General features: G+C 65.9%; 21 protein-coding genes. 12 read left to right on the top strand and 9 right to left on the bottom strand.

The genetic code is table 11. From position 1 onward, the window contains the following. Positions 1-4 precede the first annotated feature (4 nt). A complete protein-coding gene (locus NNX35_RS09435) occupies positions 5-1,027 on the top strand; it encodes an FUSC family protein (protein WP_255867594.1) in 1,023 nt (340 codons plus the stop codon). Here NNX35_RS09435 and NNX35_RS09430 read toward each other — a convergent pair. Beyond that, complete coding sequence (locus NNX35_RS09430) at positions 1,008-2,180, bottom strand: hypothetical protein (protein ID WP_255867593.1); 1,173 nt, start codon at positions 2,178-2,180, stop codon at positions 1,008-1,010. The genes NNX35_RS09435 and NNX35_RS09430 overlap by 20 nt on opposite strands. Before the next feature lie 326 nt (positions 2,181-2,506). Between NNX35_RS09430 and NNX35_RS09425 the strand changes: the two genes are divergently transcribed. The 3 genes from NNX35_RS09425 to NNX35_RS09415 all read left to right on the top strand — a co-directional run bounded on the left by NNX35_RS09425 (position 2,507) and on the right by NNX35_RS09415 (position 6,135). Beyond that, positions 2,507-4,087: a Na+/H+ antiporter gene (locus NNX35_RS09425; RefSeq protein ID WP_255863076.1), complete on the top strand. Its 1,581-nt coding sequence runs from the start codon at positions 2,507-2,509 to the stop codon at positions 4,085-4,087. Between the two features lie 11 nt (positions 4,088-4,098). Beyond that, positions 4,099-4,425 (top strand): hypothetical protein, encoded by a 327-nt coding sequence (locus NNX35_RS09420; protein ID WP_255863075.1) that lies wholly within the window; start codon positions 4,099-4,101, stop codon positions 4,423-4,425. A 207-nt stretch (positions 4,426-4,632) separates the two neighbouring features. Further along, entirely contained in the window at positions 4,633-6,135 is a 1,503-nt protein-coding gene (locus tag NNX35_RS09415) for an MDR family MFS transporter (protein ID WP_370647009.1), read from the top strand. Here the strand turns inward: NNX35_RS09415 and NNX35_RS09410 are convergent. Beyond that, on the bottom strand, positions 6,132-6,422 hold the full coding sequence (locus NNX35_RS09410; RefSeq protein WP_255863074.1) for a hypothetical protein: 291 nt from the start codon (positions 6,420-6,422) through the stop codon (positions 6,132-6,134). The genes NNX35_RS09415 and NNX35_RS09410 overlap by 4 nt on opposite strands. A 42-nt stretch (positions 6,423-6,464) precedes the next feature. On the opposite strand from NNX35_RS09410, the gene NNX35_RS09405 reads away from it, so the two are divergent. Further along, on the top strand, positions 6,465-7,694 hold the full coding sequence (locus NNX35_RS09405) for an acyl-CoA dehydrogenase family protein (RefSeq protein ID WP_255863073.1): 1,230 nt from the start codon (positions 6,465-6,467) through the stop codon (positions 7,692-7,694). 20 nt (positions 7,695-7,714) lie between these two features. Here NNX35_RS09405 and NNX35_RS09400 read toward each other — a convergent pair whose 3' ends face one another. From NNX35_RS09400 to NNX35_RS09390, 3 genes are all read right to left on the bottom strand, one after another. After that, positions 7,715-8,536 carry an SMP-30/gluconolactonase/LRE family protein gene (locus NNX35_RS09400; RefSeq protein WP_255863072.1) on the bottom strand — a complete coding sequence of 274 codons (822 nt, stop codon included), beginning with the start codon at positions 8,534-8,536 and terminating at the stop codon, positions 7,715-7,717. A 65-nt stretch (positions 8,537-8,601) separates the two neighbouring features. Further along, on the bottom strand, positions 8,602-9,192 hold the full coding sequence (locus NNX35_RS09395; RefSeq protein WP_227921941.1) for a TetR/AcrR family transcriptional regulator: 591 nt from the start codon (positions 9,190-9,192) through the stop codon (positions 8,602-8,604). A gap of 66 nt (positions 9,193-9,258) precedes the next feature. Then, positions 9,259-9,723, bottom strand: coding sequence for a GatB/YqeY domain-containing protein (locus NNX35_RS09390; RefSeq protein WP_255867592.1), 465 nt, complete (start codon positions 9,721-9,723; stop codon positions 9,259-9,261). 179 nt (positions 9,724-9,902) lie between these two features. Between NNX35_RS09390 and NNX35_RS09385 the strand changes: the two genes are divergently transcribed. The 5 genes from NNX35_RS09385 (at position 9,903) to NNX35_RS09365 (ending at position 14,628) form a co-directional block, all read left to right on the top strand. Continuing rightward, on the top strand, positions 9,903-10,355 hold the full coding sequence (locus tag NNX35_RS09385) for a Fur family transcriptional regulator (protein WP_255867591.1): 453 nt from the start codon (positions 9,903-9,905) through the stop codon (positions 10,353-10,355). Positions 10,356-10,478: 123 nt separating this feature from the next. Further along, a complete protein-coding gene (locus NNX35_RS09380; RefSeq protein WP_255863069.1) occupies positions 10,479-10,811 on the top strand; it encodes a hypothetical protein in 333 nt (110 codons plus the stop codon). 86 nt (positions 10,812-10,897) lie between these two features. Beyond that, positions 10,898-12,487: an ABC-F family ATP-binding cassette domain-containing protein gene (locus tag NNX35_RS09375; RefSeq protein ID WP_255867590.1), complete on the top strand. Its 1,590-nt coding sequence runs from the start codon at positions 10,898-10,900 to the stop codon at positions 12,485-12,487. 63 nt (positions 12,488-12,550) lie between these two features. Then, positions 12,551-13,855, top strand: coding sequence for a cation:proton antiporter (locus tag NNX35_RS09370; RefSeq protein ID WP_255867589.1), 1,305 nt, complete (start codon positions 12,551-12,553; stop codon positions 13,853-13,855). A gap of 38 nt (positions 13,856-13,893) precedes the next feature. After that, the gene (locus NNX35_RS09365) at positions 13,894-14,628 is read left to right on the top strand and encodes a YqjF family protein (RefSeq protein WP_255867588.1); all 735 of its coding nucleotides are present in this window, start codon (positions 13,894-13,896) and stop codon (positions 14,626-14,628) included. Here the strand turns inward: NNX35_RS09365 and NNX35_RS09360 are convergent. The 4 genes from NNX35_RS09360 to NNX35_RS09345 all read right to left on the bottom strand — a co-directional run bounded on the left by NNX35_RS09360 (position 14,581) and on the right by NNX35_RS09345 (position 19,791). Continuing rightward, positions 14,581-15,153 carry a hypothetical protein gene (locus NNX35_RS09360; RefSeq protein WP_255867587.1) on the bottom strand — a complete coding sequence of 191 codons (573 nt, stop codon included), beginning with the start codon at positions 15,151-15,153 and terminating at the stop codon, positions 14,581-14,583. The genes NNX35_RS09365 and NNX35_RS09360 overlap by 48 nt on opposite strands. Before the next feature lie 141 nt (positions 15,154-15,294). Then, positions 15,295-17,628, bottom strand: coding sequence for an alkaline phosphatase (locus NNX35_RS09355; RefSeq protein WP_255867586.1), 2,334 nt, complete (start codon positions 17,626-17,628; stop codon positions 15,295-15,297). 112 nt (positions 17,629-17,740) lie between these two features. Beyond that, positions 17,741-18,361, bottom strand: coding sequence for an L-threonylcarbamoyladenylate synthase (locus NNX35_RS09350; RefSeq protein WP_227921911.1), 621 nt, complete (start codon positions 18,359-18,361; stop codon positions 17,741-17,743). Between the two features lie 107 nt (positions 18,362-18,468). Further along, the gene (locus tag NNX35_RS09345; RefSeq protein ID WP_255867585.1) at positions 18,469-19,791 is read right to left on the bottom strand and encodes an HNH endonuclease signature motif containing protein; all 1,323 of its coding nucleotides are present in this window, start codon (positions 19,789-19,791) and stop codon (positions 18,469-18,471) included. Positions 19,792-20,564: 773 nt separating this feature from the next. Between NNX35_RS09345 and NNX35_RS09340 the strand changes: the two genes are divergently transcribed. Then, the gene (locus tag NNX35_RS09340) at positions 20,565-20,798 is read left to right on the top strand and encodes a zinc-ribbon domain-containing protein (protein ID WP_255863063.1); all 234 of its coding nucleotides are present in this window, start codon (positions 20,565-20,567) and stop codon (positions 20,796-20,798) included. A gap of 266 nt (positions 20,799-21,064) precedes the next feature. Beyond that, a complete protein-coding gene (locus NNX35_RS09335; RefSeq protein WP_255766582.1) occupies positions 21,065-22,696 on the top strand; it encodes a ribonuclease J in 1,632 nt (543 codons plus the stop codon). The last annotated feature ends 277 nt before the right edge of the window (positions 22,697-22,973 follow it).

Genomic DNA, 22,973 nt, shown 5'->3' with positions numbered 1-22,973 from the left:
TCCCGTGCAGCAGCATGTCCGTAGCTTCCTCACCGTGCCTCCGGGCCGCGGGCACCGGGTGCCTGCCGTCCGCGTGGCGATCGGGGTGTTCCTGCCGCTGCTGGTCCTGATCCTGCTGGGGCGGACCGACCTGACGATGTGCGCTATCTTCGGTTCGCTGACCGGTGTTTTCGGCCGTGCGGAACTGCACTGGCGGCGTCTGCAGCACCAGTCCCTGTCGGGCGTGTTGATGGTCCTGACCGTGCTGGCCGGTGTGTTCCTGTCCCTCTCCGGAGCGGATTCCTGGACGGTGGTGGGGGCGGGAACCGTGATCGCGGGCCTTATTGCGGCGGCTGCCAGTTATCTGAGGGTGCGCCCCGCCGGCCCGTTTACCTACATCTTCGCGTTTACCGCCACCTCCGCTGCACCGTTCTCCGGACGGTTGGAGGAAGCTGCGCTGACTACGGCGGGCAGCGTGCTGCTCGCCGTAGCGCTGGGTTTTGCCGGCCGGCTGCACGCGCGCCGCCACACTCCACGGACATTGCTGCCGTACCGGCCGCCGTCCTGGGGGCGGATCCTGCGCCACTCGGGCCGGTACGCTGCTGCCGTTGCTGCCGCGGGTTCGATTTCGGCGGGGCTGGGGCTGGGACACGGATACTGGGCGATGCTCGCCGCCTGCGCTCCGATCGCGGCAGTGGACGCGGCCGGGGGAGTGACCCGCGCAGTGCACTTCATCCTGGGCACCTACGCCGGTGTGCTGGTCTCTGCGGTGCTGCTCCAGGTTCAGTGGTCGCCGGTCCAGCTGGCGGTGCTGTTGGCCATGCTGCAGCTATGCGGAGAGATTTACGCGGTGCTGCACTACGGCCTGGCAATGGTGTTCCTGACACCGGTGGCCCTGCTGATGACGGGGTTTGTTGCTACCCAGCCGGTGCTGGCCGTAACCCTGGACCGGGCCGTCCAAACGACCATCGGGGCGCTCGTGGCCCTGGCGGTCATTGCCGCCACTACCCGCAGGTCCGCGCCGGCTGCTAGGTTCTCGACGCACTGAAGAGCTGTGCCGAGCCTTCGACTTCAGCAGTCGTCGGGTCGCCCAGATAGAGCATGCTGGCACCCTGCTCCAAGTACGTGCTCACGTCGCCCACCCAGACCCTCGCTTCTCCCAGTGCGGCAAGCACAACGGTGAAACGTTCCAGCGGAATGGATGCGGTGCCGCCGTCGATCACGGTCCGTCGCAGGTCCAGGTCCTCACTCCAGAGCGGAATACGATCCTGGCGCTCATCAATACGCTCCACCTCAAGAAATGCGGGGCCGGGCTGGCCGTCGCCCAGGACCTGCTGCAGCTCGGCAACGTCCACGAAGTCCGTGGTTAACCCGGCCTTCAGCGCATTGTCCGAAAGGCCCATAACCACCATGGCCTGGCCGGAGAGGTAGGAGTGGAGGCACCCCGCGGGGGTGACCATTGCCTCACCGGGGTCCAGCTTGATGAGGTTCATGCAGATGGCTATCAGAATTCCGCGGTCGCCCGGAAAAAGCGGCGCAAGCCGGCGGAAAACCGCCGCAGCGTCTGCCGCAGGACCTTCGGTTTCCGTCACCCCGGCCATGGCAGCCTCGGTTTCCCGCAGTGCACGGGCAGTCTCGGAAGACTGCATGCGGAGGAGGGCGTGCACCGGCATCTCATGCCGGAACGTCAATAAGGTATCAAGCCATGGAAGGTCCACCCCGTCGGCAATGGCACGGAGTTCTTCCCTGCTGCGCTGTCCAGACAGGACGCGAAGGGGAGTGAGGGATACCGCCACTTCAAACTTGGCGTACCTGTCCTTATAGTTTCGGTTTCCGGCGTTCAAAGGGACACCGCGGGTCTGTTCACGCACATAGCCTGCCAAAGCCTGGTCCGGCCGGGGGTGCAGCTGGATCGACTTGGGCACATCCGCGTCCATGAGGTGCATCCGGAAGGGGACAGGGCGCGCCGGCACTGCCTCCGGGTCGGAGAAATGGCGGGGATGGGAGCTCAGCAGCCGATGGAGGGCACCGGGCAGGTCATCGGGATCCCAGGTGATGACGGCACCTTTAGCGGACCGGGAATTCGCCGAGCTGTCTTGACCCTGCTGCCCGCGGGGCTCTGCGGCGGCACTGTCCGTCAGTGCCTTCATCGCGGCTGCCGGGTTACGGGTTTCCCTTACCACGCCGTAGACGGCAGTCACGGGTACAGACCCTCCTTACTGATGGCAGGAGGGGTCAATCTCAATTCGCCGGGGTCTTGCCTCATATCGCTGATGGCCAATAGAGCAGCTTCCTTGAACGAGTCAGATGTCCGTCCAATTTTATCGGGTTTAGCGTGCGGTGTGGAGACTCCCGGGGCTCCCTGCTCGTTTACCCGCCGCTTCCGCCGCCCGCCCTGGGTGTGCGCCAGTCGATGCACTCAATGCAATAATTAACGAAATACTTACACATCCGAAAGAAGCAGGTGCGGTTATGAAACACGCGGCGCAGTCGGTCCGAAGCACGCACCGAGCGGACGGCTGAGCCGGTGGATTTCCTGATACTCCTGATCGGGCTGCTGTTCGGAACCGTGCTGGCCGCGGGAATCGGCGAACGCATCCGGCTGCCGTACCCCGTGCTGATGCTGATTTCCTCGGCCCTGATCGCGTTCCTGCCGATCATCCCCGAAGTGCACATCAACCCGGAGCTTATCCTTCCGCTGTTCCTCCCGCCGCTGCTCTTCGCAGCCGCCCAGCGCAGCTCCTGGTCCGTTTTCCGGCTGCGCTGGCGTTCCCTGGTGCTGCTGGCGGTGGCGTTGGTGGCAGTCACCGTGGCTGTGGTGGCCGGTGTGTCCTGGGCCATGGTGCCGGCGCTCGGGCTGCCTGCCGCGATTGCCTTGGGGGCCATTGTTGCCCCGCCCGATCCGGTAGCCGTGGAAGCGGTCGCTGGAAAGGTCCGGATGCCGCGGCGGCTCATCACGGTGCTGCAGACCGAAGGCCTCTTCAACGACGCCATTGCCATTGTCATCTTCCAGGCCGCCGTCGCAGCGAGCACCAGCGGCGGGCACGTGGGTTGGGACGTGGTGCCGGACTTCCTCATTGCCGCAGCCGGCGCCGTGGTGCTGGGCCTGGCGATGGCCTGGGTCGTCGGTAGCCTGAACCGGTTCGTGCCGAACCTGGTGGCGCGTTCGGCGTCCACCCTCGTTGCACCCTTTGCCGTCTACCTGCTCGCCGAAGAAGTGCACTTCTCCGGAGTGGTCGCCGTCGTCGTCACCGCGTTGGAACTGGGCCGGCGGGCCCGCCCCCAGGACTCGGAGGAGCGCCTGACCCGAACCGCCTTCTGGGACGTGGTGGAGCTGCTGACCACCGGCGCCGCGTTCGGCCTGGTGGGTATCGAGATGCGGTACATCATCAAGGACGAGGGTTCCCAGCTGCTGAGTTTCATTCCGGGCATCCTGGCCGTTTGCGCGGCCGTGCTGCTTGTCCGGTTCCTGTGGATGATGGCGATCTACCGGATGGGCGGGACCGAGAAGAACCATGTGCCGGGTTCGCTGAAAGAGGTCCTCGTGCTGTCCTGGTGCGGTATGCGCGGCTTGGCGACGCTTGCGCTTGCCCTCGCCCTGCCGGGCACCACGCTCGCCGGTGACGCGCTGCCCGGACGCAACTTCGTCGTAGCCTGCGCGTGCGCGGTCCTCGTGGTGACGCTGGTGCTGCCGGGATTGACGCTGCCGTGGCTGATGCGCGTCCTGAAGCTGCCTGACGACCATAAAGAGGCGGACCGGATGGAACGCGAACTCGCGCTCCGGGCCGAACGGGTGGCAATCGAGACGATGAAGCGCTCGACGGCCATCCAGCAGCTGCCGCCGGACCGCCGCGCCGCACTGGCCAAGCGGATGTCCTCGCTGCACGCCATGCTGGAGAGCGACGAGGAGGATGATTCGCAGAAGATGCTGGACCGGAAGGCGACCCTGGAAATCATGGACGTGGTCCAGCGTGAAGCGATGGACGCTGCCCGCCGGGAAGTACTCGACGCCCGCCGGCAGGCCGGCATGGATCCGGAGGCCGTGGACCGTGTCCTGCGCCGCCTGGATCTGCGCACCGTCACCTTGGACCGCCCGGAACGCCACTAGACTTCCCGAACATGAGCAAGAACGTGGAATCCTGGCCGCATCTCGGCGTCGCATGGCTGGTCCAGTCGGCCGCGGCTGCGACACTGGCCGTCGCCGTCGTTGTGCTGCAGCTCTGGGTCTTTCCCGAAACCGTCCAGGCGGCAGTGCTGCTGGCCCTGATCCTGGCCTCGGCGGTAATGCTGCTGGTGTCCGCTCCGCTGGTTTTCGACTGGATCCGCAACCGGTTCCAGCGTCCCTGGGCGGTGCTGGCACTCACCGCGGCGGCCGCGATAGCGGGCGGCTGCTGGATGGTGGTGCTGTTTGTGCTGGGGTTCGGATTGCTGGTCACCGGGTTCTAGCCGGATCCAGCCGCCTCCAGCCTCCGGCCCGGGTTCCCGGTTCAGCGCTGGGCGAATATCCGGCGGAACACGCCGGGCGGACGGGCACGGCAGTCCGGGCAGGCAGGTGCCGGCGCATAGGATTGCAGGCCGGGCCCGCTGAAGTGCCGTCCGTTTCCGCGCCCACTGCATACGGCGCACCCGCATCATGAATAGGACCTTCCCTCTTTGAGTATCGATCCCTCCGCAAAGCCCGTGCCTGCCGCCGGAACCTCCCGGCGCGCCGCAACGACGTCGGCTCCGTCCACCCTGGATCCGCGCACCAAGACCGTGATCGGCCTGCTGCTGGTCTCCTCGTTTGTGGTCATCCTGAACGAAACCATCATGAGCGTGGCGCTGCCGCGGCTCATGGCCGACCTGGACATCACGGCGGGAACCGCCCAGTGGCTGACCACCGGCTTTATGCTGACCATGGCCGTGGTCATCCCGGCCACCGGCTTCCTGCTGCAGCGCTTCTCCATGCGCGGCCTGTTCCTGACCGCCATGTCCCTGTTCAGCGCCGGGACGCTGCTGGCGGCCCTGGCCCCCGGGTTCGGCACCCTGCTGGGCGGCCGGATCATCCAGGCCGGCGGCACCGCCATCATGCTCCCGCTGCTGATGACCACCGTCCTGAATGCTGTTCCGGCACATAAGCGCGGACAGATGATGGGCACCATTTCCATCGTCATCGCAGTTGCACCGGCCATCGGCCCGACGGTCTCCGGAATCATCCTCAACGCCCTGGACTGGCGCTGGATGTTCTGGCTGGTCCTGCCCATCGCCCTGCTCTCGCTGGGGCTGGGCGCGATGAAGATCGAGAACCTCACGGAAACCAAGCGCGTGCCGTTCGACGTGCTGTCGATCGTGTTGTCCACCTTCGCCTTCGGCGGCCTCATCTTCGGCCTCAGCAGCATCGGCGAGGCTGCACAGGGCAAGGAACTGATGCCGCTGTGGATCCCGCTGGCCGTCGGCGTCCTGGCCATGGCCGGCTTTGTGCTGCGGCAGCTGGTGCTCCAGCGCACCGACCGCGCCCTGATGGATCTGCGCACCTTCACCAGCAAGCCCTTCGTGGTGGCGATCATCATGGTCCTGGTGTCCATGATGGCGCTGTTCGGCTGCCTGATTGTGCTGCCCCTGTACCTGCAGAACGTGCTGGGCCTGGACACGCTTCACACCGGGCTGCTGCTGCTCCCCGGCGGTGCCGTGATGGCCATCCTCTCGCCGATTGTCGGCAACCTGTTTGACCGTTTCGGTCCCCGCCCGCTGGTGGTTCCGGGCGCACTGGTGCTCAGCGGTGCCCTGTGGGGAATGACCTTGCTGACCGAAGAAACCCCCGTTGGCCTCGTGATCCTGATGCACTGCCTGCTGAACGCCGGGCTGGGCTTCATTTTCACTCCGCTGTTCACCTCTGCCTTGGGTTCGCTGGACAAGTCGCTGTACTCCCACGGCAGTGCCATCATCAACACGCTGCAGCAGCTTGCCGGCGCCGCCGGCACGGCCGTTTTCATCACCCTGATGACCACCGGTACGACGGCGGCCCTGGCCGACGGCGCGTCAGCGGTCTCCGCAGCCGCCTCGGGCGTGCACACGGCGTTCTTCTGGGGTGCGGTTGTCTCACTGGTAGCCGTCGCGGCGTCGTTCCTGGTCCGCAGGCCCACCAACGAGCTGCCCGAAGGCATGGCCGTCCACTAAGACCGTCTCAGGTGGTCAGCGACAGGGGACATCAGGACCTCGTCGCGGTCGCCGTCGGGAAGCCGCAGCGCGGCCCGGCGGCGGCCCACCTCCTGCCAGCCGCTGGAACGGTAAAAGCCTTCAAGGCCCGCGCCCGATCCCGGCCCCGCGGACGCCAGGAGCAGCCATCCGGCAACTCGCCGTTCCACGGTGTCAACCAGGAGGCGGCTCTTGGGTTCGCCCGTGCGCCCCGCACATGCTCGCGGCCGAAGAAGCGCACGCTTGACCAGTACTGTGACGCGGCTCATACTAAATGAACGATTAGTTAGTACCTTCCGTCAGGAGCCTCCATGACCGTCACACAGACCGCGCGCCCAGCCTTCGACCCCACCGCGGTGGGCGACGTCGACGCCGACCTCTACCTTCTCGATGAGCTGCTGGACGACGAGGCCCGCGACGTGCGGGACCGGGTCCGGGCGTTCGTTGACAACGATCTGCTGCCGGTCATCAATGACTACTGGGAGCGGGCGGAGGTCCCCTACGAGCTGATTCCCAAGCTGGCCGCGCTGAACATTGCCGGCGGCACCATCAAGGGCTACGGCTGCCCGGGCATGAGCCGCATGGCCGCCTCCACCGCCGCGGCTGAGCTCGCCCGGGGCGACGGCTCCATCAACACGTTCTTCGGGGTGCACTCCGGTCTGGCCATGGGCAGCATCGACATGCTCGGCAGCGAGGAGCAGAAGCAGCGGTGGCTGCCGCCCATGGCCAGGTTCGAGAAGATCGGCGCGTTTGCCCTGACCGAACCCACCCACGGGTCCGATTCCGTGTCGCTGGAAACCACCGCGCGCCGCGAGGGTGATTCCTACATCCTGAACGGCAACAAGCGGTGGATCGGTAACGCCAGCTTTGCGGACATTGTGATCATCTATGCCCGCGACGAGGCCGACGGTGCAGTCAAGGCGTTCGTTATGGAAAAGGATGCCGACGGCAACCACCCTGCCGGCTACCAGGCGACCGTGATCACCGGCAAGATCGGCAAGCGTGCCGTGCTGCAGCCGGACATCGTCATCGAGGACCTCCGCATTCCCGCGGAGAACCGCCTGGAGAACTGCAACTCGTTCAAGGACGTCAACAAGGTGCTGGCCGCGACCCGCGGGGGAGTCGCGTGGGAAGCGCTGGGTCACGCCGTGGCCGCGTACGAGATTGCCGTGGCCTATGCCAAGGACCGGGTGCAGTTCGGCCAGCCCCTTGCCGGGTTCCAGCTGGTGCAGAACAAGCTCGCGAACATGCTCGCCCAGGTCACCGCGATCAAGCTGACCTGTTTCCGCCTCAACGAGCTCGGCGACCAGGGGAAGATGACCGGTCCCATGGCATCCATGGCGAAGATGTTCGCCGCCCGGCAGGGCCGCTGGGTCTGCTCGGAGGCACGCGACATCATGGGCGGCAACGGACTGCTTCTGGAGAACCATGTGGCCCGGCACCTGACCGACATGGAGGTGGTGTTCACCTATGAGGGCACCGATTCCATGCAGTCACTGATCCTGGGCCGCCACATCACCGGACTGTCCGCGTTCGCCTAGGGGTCCCGGGCCGGCGGAGATCAGCGCACCCGCAGGCCCAGGACCTGCCCGGTGCCGGGGGTGGCCGGATCCATCACCTCCGGCCACTGGGCGGTCATCATAAACAGCAGGCCGCCGTCGTCGCCGCCGGTGGCGCAGGAGAAACAGCCCTGGTCCAGCTGCACCGTTTCCACCACGGCCCCGCCCTCCCGGACACGGACGCAGCGTTCGCCGGGCACTTCGGCGAACCAGATGCCCCCGGTGCCGTCCCAGCAGATACCGTCCGGAGCGCTGCCCGAAACCGCTGCCCATTCCCCGGCAGGCGTGAGGGCGCCGTCGTCTGCAATGGCGAAGGACACCAGACGTCCTGCGTTGGATTCAGCCACCACGAGGGCGGCGCCGTCGTCGGAGACCAGCATGCCGTTGGGGAAGGCCAGGCCGTCCGCCACCTGCACCACTGAACCGTCCGGCCGGATGAGCGCGATGATCCCGCTGCTTTGCGGGTCAGCCGAATAGTCGTAGCCCAAGCCGTTCACATAGATGTTGCCGGAGGGATGTACGGCAATCTCGTTCCAGGGGTGCTCCGACAGTCCGCTCAAATCCGCGTGCGGGACCAGTCCCGCATTGGGAATCTCCAGGAAGACGGTCCGGTCCGTCCCGGAGACCACGGCCATCCGCCCGTCCGGCAGCCAGTCAAAGCTGATTGGAAAGGACGGCACCGCCGTCACCCGCCGCAGGTCCCCGTCCGGGTTCAGTGCGGAGATGGTCCCCGCCGTCCAATCCGCGAACCAAAGTTCGTCGGCGTGCCAGCGGGCGGACTCGCCCATGCCGATCCCGGAGACCAGCGTTGTCGGTTCAGCCATGCTGCACCTCGCTTGTTGAGGTTCGGGCTTCCAGTATGACGGGCACCCCGAAGCGGACAACAGGCCTAGGGCTTCGACGGTCCGGCCGCGCCCAGCATCCGCAGGGCCAGCCGGCTGTGGTGTTCTCCGATGCCGGCTGCGGTCTGCCGTCCGTCGTTGCGGTACCAGCGGGCCACGTCCACGCAAAGGGAGAGCAGGGCGAGGACGGCAAGGCCGGTGTCCTCGACGTCGAACACGCCTTCCTGCCGTCCGCGGTCGACGACGGTCCGGAACTCTGCGTCCACGGACCGGCGGATCTTCAGCACCTCGGCCCGGTGGTCCTCCGTAAGGGCAGCCAGCTCGAAGTTCACCACGCTGGACTTGGTGCGGTTGGCTGCCTGCCACTGGACGAAGTCACGCACCATGGTCGAGATCTGCTGCACCGGATCGCTGCTTGAGGCGGCACCGGAGCGGACCAGTTCCAGGGTCCGCTCGTGGCCGAGGCGGGAAATGCTGTAGAGCAGCTCTTCCTTGGAACGGTGGTGGACATAGACGGCGCCGGGAGTGACCCCGGCCGCCGTGGCAATGTCGCGGGTGGTGGTGCCGTGGAAGCCCTTCGCCGCGAAGGCCTCCGTGGCGGAATCCAGCAGGCGCTGGCCCGTACCTGTTGCGGGCACCTGTACCTCCGGATGGTGAGCGGAATGAGCGTTCAGCAACCAGAGTAGCAGTGGGACCGGCTGCCGCTAGGCGAGACGCGAACGGACGATTTCGCTCACGGTCTTGCCGTCGAACCGTCCTGCCACCTTGGCGGTCACGGGCTTCATGACCTGTCCCATCTGCCGCATTGTGGGCTCTTCCCCGCCGGCACGCAGATCAGCGATTGCTTCATCCACAATGGCCTCCACGTCGGCACGGGTCAGGGGTGCGGGCAGGTAGGCTTCGATGATCTCTGCCTCGGCCGTCTCGGAGGCAGCACGCTCGGTCTCGCCGGCCTCCGTGTAGATCCCGGCCGTATCGCGGCGCTTGGCGGCTTCCTTCTGCAGCAGGGACACAATCTGGACGTCGTCGAGCTCCACCGGCGTCTTCCCGGACTTCTCCCGGGTGGTGATTTCGCCCAGTACGTTGCGCACGGTGGTCAGGGCAACGCGGTTGCCCGATTTCATGTGCATCTTCATATCCGCCTGCAGCTGTTCTTTCAAAGTGCCCATGGTCCTCGTCCTTACGGTGATGTAGTGCTTTCCTTTCCCATCGTCCCCTATGCGGGCGGGTCCAGGCGTTCAGCCCGCGTCAATGACCGCCTGCGGCGGCGGTCACAGCGTCCGGAATCACAGCGCAAAAGGGCGATAGTTGTCTTGAGGCAATCAAAACAACTGTTAGGGTTTTAGGTATGCAGAACGCGGCGGAAACAGCAGAAACCCTGGCCGGAAACATCCGGTCAGCGGGGCTGAAATCCACGTCACAACGCGTAGCAGTGCTGGGAGCGCTGCAGCGGGAACCGCATTCCAGTGCCGACAAGGTCCTGGCTTCCGTTCGGTCGGAACTGCCGGGTATTTCCGCGCAGGCCGTCTACGGCATCCTGTCCGCCTTTACCGAGGCCGGACTGGCCCGGCGGGTGGAGCCCGCCGGTTCGGCGGCACTCTACGAGTCACGGGTGGGGGATAACCACCACCACCTGGTCTGCATCCGCTGCGGAGCCATCAAGGACGTCGACTGCGTGATCGGCCAGGCACCGTGCCTGACCCCGTCGGACGATTCCGGCTTTACCGTACTGGCTGCCGAAGTCACCTTCAGCGGCATCTGCAGCACCTGCGCCATGCAGGCGGATTCCTCCGCCCGCTAAGGCGCACCACCGCCCAAATAAACGGCGGGCACCAATCAACGGCGACACATCCCGGGCTGAACGCTGCCCAAAACCTGCCGCCACGGCCCGAGTCTCACCCCAAGCGTCAACTGAGGAGACACCATGACCACTTTGATCAATCGAAACGCAGCCCCGGCCGCCACCGAAAACGCCGCACCCCGCCCGGCCACCACCGAAAACGCCGCACCCCGCACGGCCACCACCGGCAGCACCGTTGCCCCCACGGCTTCGCAGCCCGCTCCGGCAACCCAGGCCCGTCGTCCGGGCACCTACACCACCTGCTACGGACGCCCCCTGGGAACCCCGCGTGCCGAGGGAACCTACGTCTCCACCGGCCGCCGGGCGCTCACCCGTCCCCGTAACCTCGGCAGCTACGTGGACACCGCCACGCACCTCAACCGCCGCCCCCAGGGCAGCTACACCCTGCGCGGCTAGTCTCGCCGCCGCGTGCGGCATCAGCCGATAGGATGAATGGTCGTTGTCCCGCGGGGCGAGGAAACCAACCCCTTTGAAAGGACACCATGAGCCTGATCCGGCTGCAGGACGTCAATACTTCCTTCGAGAACAAGCAGGTGCTGCGTGAAGCGTTCCTGCGGCTCGATCCCAAGGACCGGATCGGCCTGATCGGCCGGAACGGCTCCGGCAAATCCACCATCCTGAAACTGGTCCTGGACCAGGTCCAGCCGGACTCCGGCACCGTGACCGTGGAACCGGGCGTGAAGATCGGCTACTTCTCCCAGTTCTCAGAACTGGACGGGCAGGCCAGCATCGCCGAGGTCCTGGATTCCGTCTTCACGGAAATCAAGGACGTCGAGGCCGAGCTGGCGGAGATTGATGAAGCCATTGCAACCGATCCCGCGGGCAAGGAAATGGACCGGCTCATCCGCCGCCAGTCCGAACTGTTCGAAACCATGGACCGGCTCGACGGCTGGGACTACCCGCGCCGCATCGACAGCGTGCTCACCACCCTCGGCTTCACCGCCGCACACCGTGTCTGCCCGATCGACGCCCTCTCCGGCGGCTGGCGGAACCGTGCGGCGCTGGCCAAGATCCTGCTGGAACAGCCCGATGTGCTCCTGCTCGACGAACCCACCAACTACCTCGACGTGGCCGGCGTCGAATGGCTCGAGGGCTGGTTCCGCGACTTCCGGGGAGCAGCCATCATCGTCTCGCACGACCGGAAGTTCCTCGACGCCGTCGTGACCCGCATCGTGGAGGTGGAGAACTTCCACCTGCACGAATACCCGGGAAACTTCGCGGAGTACGTGGTGCAGAAGCAGTTCCGCTTGAAGAACCTCCAGGCCCAGTTCGTCCACGAGGCGGAACTGCTGGCCTTTGAAGCCGAAGGCATTGCGGACCGCCGCGAGGCGGCCAAAGCCGGCGGGCGGCTCAGCTCCCAGCTGGCCCGGATCAAGAAATCCCGTGCGCCCCGGCCCGTGGACGAAATCATCACCGGCATCTACGACGGCCTGCACGTCAAGGACGTGCTTGGCCGCGTCCGCGGCGTGTCCAAGTCCTACGGGGAAAAGGTCCTCTTCGAGGACCTGAGCTTCGAGGTGAACAAGGGAGACCGCATCGCGGTCACCGGAACCAACGGCAGCGGCAAGACCACGCTGCTGCGCGTGCTCACGGGCGAAGAACAGCCCGACGCCGGCGAGGTCACCTGGCCGAAGGGGCCGGCCATGGTTTCCTACAACCAGATGCTGGCGGAACTCGACGACGCCGACACCGTCACCCATGCGGTCAACTCGCTGCCGGGATCCCTCGCCTTCAGCGCCACGAAAAAGTCCGTCAACCGGTTCCTGACCATGTTCCAGTTCTCCGAAGCGGACCTGGTTCAGAAAATCGGCAACCTTTCCGGCGGGCAGCGCGCCCGCGTCGCCATGGCCCAGTGCCTGCTGTCGGGGGCTCCCGTCCTGCTGCTGGACGAACCGACCAACCACCTGGACATGTCCAGCACACAGGTCATGGAACGCGCCCTGCTGCATTTCCCGGGCGCCGTCATCGTGGTCAGCCACGACCGGTTCTTCACCGAAAAAATCGCTACCCGCTGGCTCGTCTTCGGTGCCGACGGAGCGCAGCCGGGGCAGGTCACCATCCGCGAGGCCTAGGGCGCCGACACCAATTCGGCGCGGCGCCTGTCGGGGTGCCCGATGCGCCGCTAATGTCGGGGGGTGTTCGACGGACCCAGCCTTGTCTTCTTTGCAGCCGGCCTAGCAGTCTTCCTTGCAGCCGTGCTGCCCAAGGTGCTGCGCAATGTTCCGGTTTCCATGCCCATGGTGTTCCTCGGTGCGGGAATCCTGGCGTTCAGCCTCCTGAAGGACCTGCCGGACCCGGATCCGGTGCGGTATGGAGAATTCACCACGCATCTGACCGAGGTGTGCGTGATTATTTCCCTGATGGGCGCGGGACTCGCACTGGACCGCCCGGTCGGCTGGCGGCGGTGGTCCACTACCTGGCGGATGCTGGGCATTGCCATGCCGCTGAGCCTGCTGGGCCTGACGCTGCTGAACCTTTGGGTCCTCGGTGTCGGCCTGGCTGCGGCCATCCTGTTGGCCGCAGCGCTGGCCCCGACCGATCCGGTCCTGGCCTCCGAGGTCCAGGTAGGCGAACCCGCCGACGATGAGGAAGAGGACTCGGAGGGTGAAGCCGAAGACGAGGTCCGCTTCGGACTGACCTCCGAAGCCGGGCTGAACGACGGCCTGGCGTTCCCGTTTGTCTATCTCGCCATCGGCATGAGCCTGGTGGGGACGGCGCCGTCGGACTGGTTCCCGCACTGGATTGCCGTGGACGTTTTCTGGCGGATCGGGATGGGCGTCCTCCTTGGCCTCGTCACCGGCAAGGTCCTGAGCCGCCTTTTCTTCTCCGCACGGCTGGAAAGCATCCGTCTCTCCAACCACTCCGAAGGCTTCGTGGCCCTGGCGGCCACCTTCCTGGCCTACGGCATCACCGAGATGCTGGACGGCTACGGTTTTGTTGCCGTCTTCGTCTGTGCCGTTACCATCCGGGCCGCTGAACGTACCCACGGCTACCACCGGGTGCTGCACAGCTATGTGGAGCAGCTGGAGCGGCTGCTGACCGTGGTCCTGCTGCTCCTGCTCGGCGGCGCCATTGCCCGCGGACTGTTGGCCGGCATCGGCTGGCGCGAGATGGCGGTGGCCGCGGCCTTCCTGCTGGTGGTCCGTCCCCTTGCCGGCTGGCTGGGCCTGCTGGGCGGCAAGCCGGGCCCCCGCGAGCGGATGGCCATCGCCTTCTTCGGCGTCCGCGGGATCGGCTCCCTGTATTACCTCGGTTACGCACTGGGGAAGGGGAACTTCGACGGCGCCGAGCAGCTGTGGGGGCTGCTCGGCCTGGTCGTGGCCTCCTCCATCGTGCTGCACGGAATCACGGCGGCACCGGTGATCAACCGGCTGGACCGGATCCGCCGGAAGACGGCCGTGGAACGCTTCGGCGAGGAACGGCCGGATACGGCGGTCTAACTCTTTCCGACCGGCCGGGGCGCTGTTAGCTTGGCGCCATGGGTACCCCCGTCCACGGCCCGGAGGATCCCTGGCCCGCGGGACCAAGGGTGACGCCGCCGATACTGATGGCCCAGTCCTGGGCCGGAACCGTTTTCCTCCACTGGCGGCTTCCCGCGTCTGCTGCCGCACCGTACATGCCGCCCGGCGTCGAACCGGATGTCTTCCACGGTTCCACCTGGGTGGGGCTGGTGGGGTTCCTGGCGCGGGAGACCCGGATGTTCGGGCGGGTCCCCGTTCCGTTTTTCGGGTCCTTCACCGAAATCAACGTGCGCCTGTATTCACGCGGCTGCGACGGCAGCCGCGGGGTGCTCTTCCTGACCCTGGACGCCTCCCGGCTGGTTCCGGTCCTCGTTGCCCGCACCCTGCACATTCCGTATGTCTGGTCCCGCTGCCGCCCCGCGCGTTCCGGCCGGGAGCCGGGGTACGACGTCGAGCGGTTCGGGAAACAGCCCCGCTCGTCCTTCGCCGTGGTGCCGGACTATGCGCGGCAGGCGGACGATGGCCTGTCCCTGCTGCTTACCGCACGGTTCGGCCTGCATGCGGTCTTCGCAGGCAGGACGGTGTTCATTCCCAACTCGCACCGGCCCTGGCCGCTGTATCCGGCCCGGCTGACGCGTTTCCACGATGGACTGGTGCCTGCGGCCGGGCTTCCCGTTGAAGGGCCGCCGGATACGGTGCATTACTCACCCGGTGTGCGCACCTTCTTCGGCCGTCCGCGACGGATTGCCTGAGCCGGCCAGTTCCCGGCGCAGGCCGCGTTCGCCCTGCCGCATCAGCAGCGAGTGGGCTGCGGTGAAGACCGGCCGTGCCACGGGGGTGAGCAGGCGCATCCAGGGCCGGGTGGGCCGGACCCGCCAGTCGATGTCCATCCGGGTCTGCGCCGCGTCACCGGGGGCGTTCCCGGGAGCGGCCGCCGGCACGGGGAACAGGCGGATCCGGCCGGTGCCCGCCAGGTCTCCGCCGGCGTCGAACTCTATGATCCGTGGCCGGGCCGCGGCGGTCGGGTGGATGGTGATGGACAGGTGATAGCCCAGTGCTGCACGGAAGCGCAGACGGACGGTAGTGGCCAGCAGTTCCGCAGTCGGGTCTGCGGTTTCGGCGTCTGCTTCGGCGCGCGGATCGGTGGCGAGGTCCTGGAGCGTGCAGCCGGGCCACCAGCGCGGCCAGCTCATGTCCGGGCTGGCCACGGTCTCCCACACCGCCTCCGGGGTCGCGTCGAGCAGCCAGCTGGAGGGGAGGATGTAGAGACCGGGCATTACTTCAGCATGCCATCCGGGATCCGGCGGGCCGAAACGGGATGCCGCGGTGGCGAAACAGACTCGTGCCGGGACCGAGGCTTCGGTCCCGGCACGGTGTCCGGTGTTATCGATCCTTTGCTGCCGCAGTCCTTGCAGAACTCAGCGGCGGTAGGCCCGGGGAAGGTCGAAGCCCCGCTCTTCCATTACCGCGCGCAGCCGGGTGGGGTAGTCGGTGATGATTCCGTCCACGCCCAGGTCAATCAGCCGGTGCATGTCTGCCACCTCATTGACGGTCCAGGGGATGACCGGCATGCCGAGTGCATGTGCCTCGGCAATCATCTCGGCAGTGACCGTGGTGAAGATGGGGGAGAGCACGTCGTAGCCCTGGGCCTGGGCGGCACGGACAACGGACCCGCCGAAGTCATCTATATCGATTCCGCCCAGCTGCGGGGCTGCGCCCGGCTGGCCTACGCCGAGGTCCTCCGCCGTGCTGGCCAAAGCCACCCTCGTCAGTTCCGGGGCGATCCGCTCGAGCAGGTTCAGGGTGGACCAGTCAAAGGACTGGATGGTGGTGCGGCGCTCCCGGTTCGCATCGCGGACCACGTCCACCACCGCCTCGGTCAGGGCGACACTGCGCGGCCCGCCGGCCTGCCCTTCCTCGACCTTGGTTTCGACATTGAACTGGATTTTGCGTGCACCGTACTCCCGGGCGAGGCGATAGACATCGCTCAGCTCCGCAATCCGGTTGCCCTCCGCGACATCCTGCTCCGGGTAGCCCGGCAACTGCTGGTAGCCGCAGTTCAGGGTCTGGAGCTGCAGGAGGCTCAATTCCGCTACGCGGTCGCCCACATAGGGGAACTCCGGATCCCCGGAAGTGGCAGGGGCCGTATCAGCGCACTTTGTGGCCAGGATGATGTCGTCATGCCAGACAATCACCCGGCCGTCCTCGCTCAGGTGCGTGTCCAGTTCCAGTGTGGTGACGCCCAGTTCCAATGCGTGTGCGAAGGCCGCCAGGGATTCTTCGGTTACTTCGCCGCGTCCGCCGCGGTGCGCCTGTAGGTCAAAGTCCCGTTCCGTGCCGGAGCGCATCACCGAAGCCATGACCTCGAAAATCCGGGTGTTCTCATAAACGCCCGTCAGCATCTCGGCGCCGGGTCCCATGGCGGTCAGGGGCACGTCGTCGCCCGTATGGCCGCCGGTGGTCCAATCGATCTGGAACTGCTGGTCGGAGTTGGCGACGTCGAACGGTCCTTCCTGCACCGGGCTCTCCGGGTTGGAATCATCACCCAGCGGTTCGATGGTCATACCGCCGGTCTGGTGGTCGCCCACCGTGATCAGCAGGGTATTCCCGTCCTGCTCGGCGAACTCCTTGGCCAGGGCGACGGAGTTGTCGAACTGGATGCCGGACTCAATGGTCAACGCCCCGTTATTGACATGGCTCATGGCGTCGATGCCCTCTTCCTCCACCATGAGGAAGAAGCCGTTGTCATCCTGGTTGTTGTTCAGGACGTCAATGGCTTTCCGGGTCATTTCGGTCAGCGGAACCGTGGGCTCGTAAGCCTCTTCGACGTCGTCGCCGTACTGGAACATCTCCTCGTTGGCGAAGAGTCCAAGGAGCATGTCGCCCTCTGCCGCCTGCAGGCCGGGCAAATCCCAGACGTATTCATACCCCAGGTCCTGGGCCTCTTCCACCAGGTTGCCCTCGGTGCCGGCGCTTTCCTCGGAATCATCCTCTGCGGGATTGTCGGGGTACCTGCCCGGGTTGCCCGCCGGGTACCAGTAATCCTCACCGCCGCCCAGGATCACCTCCGGGTGGGAACTGCGCAGGAACTGGGCAGCGATGGCGCTCTGCTCATCCCGATCCAAAACGTGCGAGCCGAAAGCGGCCGGGGTGGCATCCGTAACCTGGGCGGTGGTGACCAGCCCGGAGGACTTTCCGAGCCGTTCGGCGATTTCCAGTGCCGAGGTCACGGGCTGCTGCTCCAGGTCCACTCCGATGGCGCCGTTGTAGGTTTTCACCCCGGTGGCCATGGAGGTGGCAGCGGCGGCCGAGTCGGTGATGAAGGTACCGGGATCCGCGGAGTTGGTGTGGACCCGGCCCACCTCGGGCAGCGAATCCATGGCCAGTTCCCCGGTCAGCCCTACCGACGCCAGCCGGATGGCGTCGCGTTGCGCCGTCCCCATCCCGTCGCCGACCATCAGGATTACGTTGACGGCGTCGTCGTTACCGTGTCCGCCGCCGTCGTCTGTCGGCGTCGGGGTCGGGGATGGTGTCCCCGTATGGGTCGGTGACGGTGTTCCGGTGGGGGTCGGGGTGGAGGTAGGAGTCGGACTTGTGGTGGGAGTGGGTGTGGAAGTCTTTGTGGGCCCGGGGGAGCCGGTGGGATGGCCGTTCCCGCCGCCTATGCCCGGAAGCCCGGTACCTACGCCGCATCCTGCCAGGACGCAGATACTCAATATCGCCGTCGATAGTGTTTTAGCCGTCTTCTTCATGTGGTTTCCCCTGCGAGTGCCTAGCGATGGTTCCCCCTGACGCGTGCCAGACTTCGTGCGCGCCAAGGGAGAGTCAACCGCAGGAACCAATAAAGGTTCCGGGCCGCCGGGGTTACTCGAAGGGTGTCGGATCTCCGGTTCCGCGCCGCACGATTTCGGGCGAGTCACCGGAGAAATCGATGACTGTTGTGGGCTCCGGGCCGCAGAACCCGGAATCGATGACGGCGTCCACCTGGTGGTCCAGGCGTTCCTTGATTTCCCAGCCCTGGGTCATGGGATCCTCATCGCCGGGCAGCAGCAGTGTGCTGGAGAGCAGCGGTTCGCCGAGGCCCTCCAGGATCGACTGCACCACCGTGTTGTCCGGGATGCGCACGCCGACGGTCCGCTTCTTGGGCTGGAGCAGCCACTTGGGCACTTCTTTCACCGCCGGCAGGATGAAGGTGTAGCTTCCGGGGGTGGCGGCCTTGATGCTGCGGAACACCGAGTTGTCCAGCTGCACAAACTGGCCCAGCTGCGCGAAGTTGCGGCAAACCAGGGTGAAGTGGTGCTTATCGTCCAGCTGGCGGATCTGCCGGATGCGTTCCAGCCCCTCACGGTTGCCCAGCTGCACTCCCAGTGCATAGCAGGAGTCGGTGGGGTAGGCGATCAACCCGCCGGATTCCAGCAGATTCACAATCTGGCCGATGGCCCTGGGCTGCGGGTTTTCCGGGTGTACGTCAAAGTATCTGGCCATCTCCCCAGCCTACCGGTGGCCATCGCCGACGGGGACTGGCCGGGTTCGAGAGCCGGCGAGCGCTGGGGAGATTCCGCGAGCGCCGGGAGACCCGGCTGGGCCCCCAGCTATGCCGCCTGGATCAGGTCCACCACTATCCTCTCGACCGCAGACAGGCCGTCCTCAATAGGAGTACCTGCCAACGGTGGCGCAGTGGAGCGGTATGTGTGTCCGGTTGGGGTGGAGGTTTCCACGGTATGGGCGAGTATCGGGGGTAAGCCTTCCATGCCTCCGCCCGCCGCGCCTGTTGAGGCAGCTGAGCCGGGAGGTTTGCTTGCCTTTGCGGACCACCCCGGCGCTTCCTTAGCGTGGTTGCACGCTTCGCAGAGTCCCTGTCCGTTCCCGACGCTGGTGGGACCTCCGTCGCTGTGCCGCCGGACATGGTCGAACTCCCGGATTGGAGCACCGCACCACGGCATCCGGCAGGTAGAGTCCCGTGCGGCGATGAACCGGGCCAAGGAGGTCGGGAACAAACGTGCGCGAGAATCCATAGCGACCAGCTCGCCGGTTGCCGGAGCCGTGTACAGCCTGCGGATGAAGGCCTGGACATCCATGGGTGGTCTGTCGCTCCGATCCTGGCGACGTCCCCTGCTCGCGTTCTCCTTAGCCCCACCCCGGTTGCGGACCAGATCCCTGGCCCACTGCGCCGGAACGGGGCCATAGCCGGGGACGAATGCCGGCTCTGACTCTCCGGCAAGCAGTGTCCGGTCCGTCATTACCAGCTGGACCTCCACCTTCATGGAGTCCGCCTGAGCCTGACCGGTGATTCGGCCTACCAGCGTGTCCGCCATGATCTGGCCGCGGGTACGCCCGTCCCCGGCCGCCGTCAGCCGGTCAGCCTCGCGAACCAGGGCCGCATACACGCCTACCCCCTGGGCGACCGGCAGAAGTCCCGTCAGGTACGTCATGGTGTCCGGCGCGGGACGGCAGGAAACGAAACGTTCGGATGCAGCCTTGGCAGCCCGGTTCACGGCAGCCTGTGGATCCAGCCGGTAAGAAGCTGCCCTGGCGCGGGAAATGAGCTGCCGATCTCCCAGGGATTCCAGCAGCTCCGGATCTCCGGCCACTTCCACATCCACCCGCTGCCGGTCTTCTCTGCTCAGGCACGCGGTTTCACGCACCAGCAGTGTGGCCCGCCATTCGCTGATCTTTCCGTGGCTCAGGGCGTAGAGGGTGCAGGGCATGTCCTGGGTCAGGGCCTTGGCGAACCCCAGCAGGCGCCCGCCGCGGTTGGCGGATTCCCTCCGGGCCAAAGCTATCTGCGAGGCCACGCCACAACCCTGCTTGTCACGGGATACTCCCTCCACCGCCTGCTTCCTCCGCTGTGAGGCATCAAACGCCGCGGCGGCACGGGCCTGCGCTGCCGATGCGGCTGCCTTCAGCTCTTCCAAGGCTCGAATCCGGTCGATTAGCTCTGGGTCCGGCTGAGGGGCATACTCAGCGTCGCCCTCCTCACTCAACACGCCTACCCATGCGTTCACCAACGCGCTACTGACATGGGAAGGGTCAGCAGATAGGTGGTGTCCATCCGGACGATATTCGAACATGTGTTCGAGTCTATCGGCGGTAAGCGGCACGGAGAAGGAGCGAAATACCTGACCTACTACCTGTCTTTGCGGTAACGAAACCAAGATCCTTCGGCGCTCGCAGGCACACGTCGGGACGCCCCTGGAGCCCCCGGCGCTCGCAGGCACACCCGATGCGACGCAAAGCGACCCGGGTAACGCGTACCGAATACGCAGCCGTACGCCCGCGTAGGAGTTTCCGCCGCTAGCCACCACTGCACGGCCAGTCGGACGCATACGGCACGCCACCAGTTCAACCAGCCAGCCGCAGCGCAGCCACAGGGGCCGACGCCGGATCCCAGGCCCGGCGGGCACGGCCGCGTCCAGGCCCATAATCTGCTGCTGGCGTGACGGAAGCGGCCAGCGGGTGTCAAGGCAGGGGAGAGGGCGACGAAGAGAAGTTTTGTGGACGGACGACGTCGACCTCCTCCAGTAGCGCGCAGATCCATTTGGGCCGCTGCGCCTCGCCACTCGGGGCGCGCGGGGTCGACGGCGTTCCGCGCCCGAAAGGCATCCACCCCCCCCCTGGTGATAAGCAACCTTAGTAAAACCCGCGTGTCCGCACGCCCCGCCCTGCCGGCGCGACATAGAGTGGTCGGATGTTCGTGCTCATTGGATTCAAGACCGTGCTCTCCTCACTCTTTTCGCGGCCGGCCACCTGCCAGTACTGCGGTGTCTACGGAGAGCAGTATGTGGAAGAGCGCGCCAACCGACTGACGCTCTTCTTCATCCCCGTCTTCACCACCAGCCGCCGCTACGCTTTTACCTGCTCCAACTGCGGGCGCAGCACCGGGATCAACAAGTCGCAGAAGAACGCCCTCCAGCGGAGCTGAACCGCTGCCGGCACGGGAAGAAAACACCCGCCGAACCCTTCCGAGACTCTCCGTGAGGGCCCGGTGTCCCCGGCGCGCCGGAAAAGTCAATAGAATGAAAGAAGCACAACAGCTGCCGGCCCTGTTCTGGCCGCACCACAGACTTCCGGAATGCCGCCGTACGGCTGCCGTTCCAACCTGCAATCCGATCCCCAACGAAAGAACCCTCATCCGTGAATAGAACACCTGCCGTCCTGAAAGCCCCCCGGGAACTCGCCAAGGGAACCATGCGTGTCATGAACCTCGGCGGCCTTGGCGAAATCGGCAGGAACATGACCGTTTTCGAATTCGACGGCAAACTGCTGATCGTCGACTGCGGCGTGCTCTTCCCCGAAGAAGAACACCCGGGCGTAAACCTGATCCTGCCGGACTTCACCGCCATCCGCGACCGCCTGCAAGACGTCGTCGCCGTGGTCCTGACGCACGGCCACGAAGACCACATCGGCGGCGTGCCGTACCTGCTGCGTGAGCGCTCCGATATCCCCATTGTCGGCTCCAAGCTGACCCTGGCGTTCATCGAGGCCAAGCTGAAGGAACACCGGATCAAGCCCAAGCTGATCCAGGTCAAGGAAGGCGACCGCCGCACCATCGGCGGCTTCGACCTTGAATTCCTTGCCGTGAACCACTCCATCCCCGACGGCCTGGCCATTGCCATCCGCACGGCGGCCGGCATGGCGCTGCACACCGGCGACTTCAAGATGGACCAGTTCCCGCTGGACCGCCGCATCACCGACCTCACCGGCTTCGCCCGGCTGGGCGTGGAGGGCGTGGACCTGTTCCTCACCGACTCCACCAACGCCGAGGTTCCCGGCTTCATGGCCTCGGAAAAGGAACTGGCTCCGGCCATCGACACCGTGTTCCGCACCGCCCCGCGCCGGATCATCGTCTCCAGCTTCGCCAGCCATATCCACCGCATCCAGCAGGTCATTGACGCCGCCGAGCGCTACAACCGCAAGGTGTCCTTCGTGGGCCGGTCGATGATCCGCAACATGACCATTGCCGAGGAACTGGGCTACCTGAAGATCCCCAAGGGCATCCTGGTGGACTTCAAGTCCCTGCAGCGCACCGATGACCACAAGGTGGTGCTGATCTGCACCGGTTCGCAGGGCGAGCCGATGGCTGCGCTGTCCCGCATGGCCAACAAGGACCACCAGATCCGGATCCACGAGGGCGACACCGTGCTGATGGCCAGCTCGCTGATCCCGGGTAACGAGAACGCCATCTACGGCATCATCAACAACCTGACCAAGATCGGCGCCAACGTGGTGCACAAGGGCAATGCCAAGGTGCACGTCTCCGGCCACGCCAGCGCCGGCGAACTCGCCTACTGCTACAACATCGTCAAGCCGCGCAACGTGATGCCGGTGCACGGCGAATGGCGCCACCTCAAAGCTAACGGAGCCATCGCAGAGGCCACCGGAATGGATCCCCGGGACGTCGTCATCGCCGAGAACGGCATGACCGTGGACCTGCGCCGCGGCCGCGCCACGATCTCCGGCAAGCACCAGGTGGACCTGGTCTTCGTGGACGGCGACAGCGTTGGCCACACCACTGAGGAAACGCTGAAGGAACGCATGCAGCTGGCCGAGGAAGGTGCCGTGACGGTGCTGGCCCTGGTCGACGCCGACACGGGCACCATTGCCGAGCCGGCCGAGTTCTTCACCAAGGGTTTCACCATCAAGTCCGAGGACCTGCCCAAGGCCGAGGATGCCGTGGAAAAGGCCCTGGCCAACGCCGGTAACCGCCGCGGCGCGAAGGGCGAGGACCTCGAAGACATCATCGAGCGCGCCGTCGCCAACTGGATGCGCCGCTTCTACAACCGCACCCCGGCCATCACCTCGATTGTCGTCGACGCCTAAAGCGCCGTTGCTGTGAGGCCTTAGGCAACACGCTTCAGCCAACACACAGAAGGAGGGGCCGTAAGTCGCATCAGCGGCTTACGGCCCCTCCTTTTGCACTCCCGGAAGTGCGGGTTTGCTGTGATCTTGTTCTCGCGGGGTTTCCGGGTCGTCCACGCTGCGGGAAGCCCGCAGCGTGGACCGGCAGCTCCCGATCCCAATGCTGGAGCGGGATTCCGTCCTGTTTCAGGACGCCGGGTCCTTCCGTCCCTTACCCGATGTGACCCATACGGTCAAG

Origin of the sequence: Arthrobacter sp. zg-Y844 (assembly GCF_024385465.1) — a bacterium.
In the GTDB taxonomy this organism is placed as follows: domain Bacteria; phylum Actinomycetota; class Actinomycetes; order Actinomycetales; family Micrococcaceae; genus Arthrobacter_B.
Note: the sequence above shows the minus strand (reverse complement) of the source record. Positions and strands in the feature narration are given on the sequence as shown.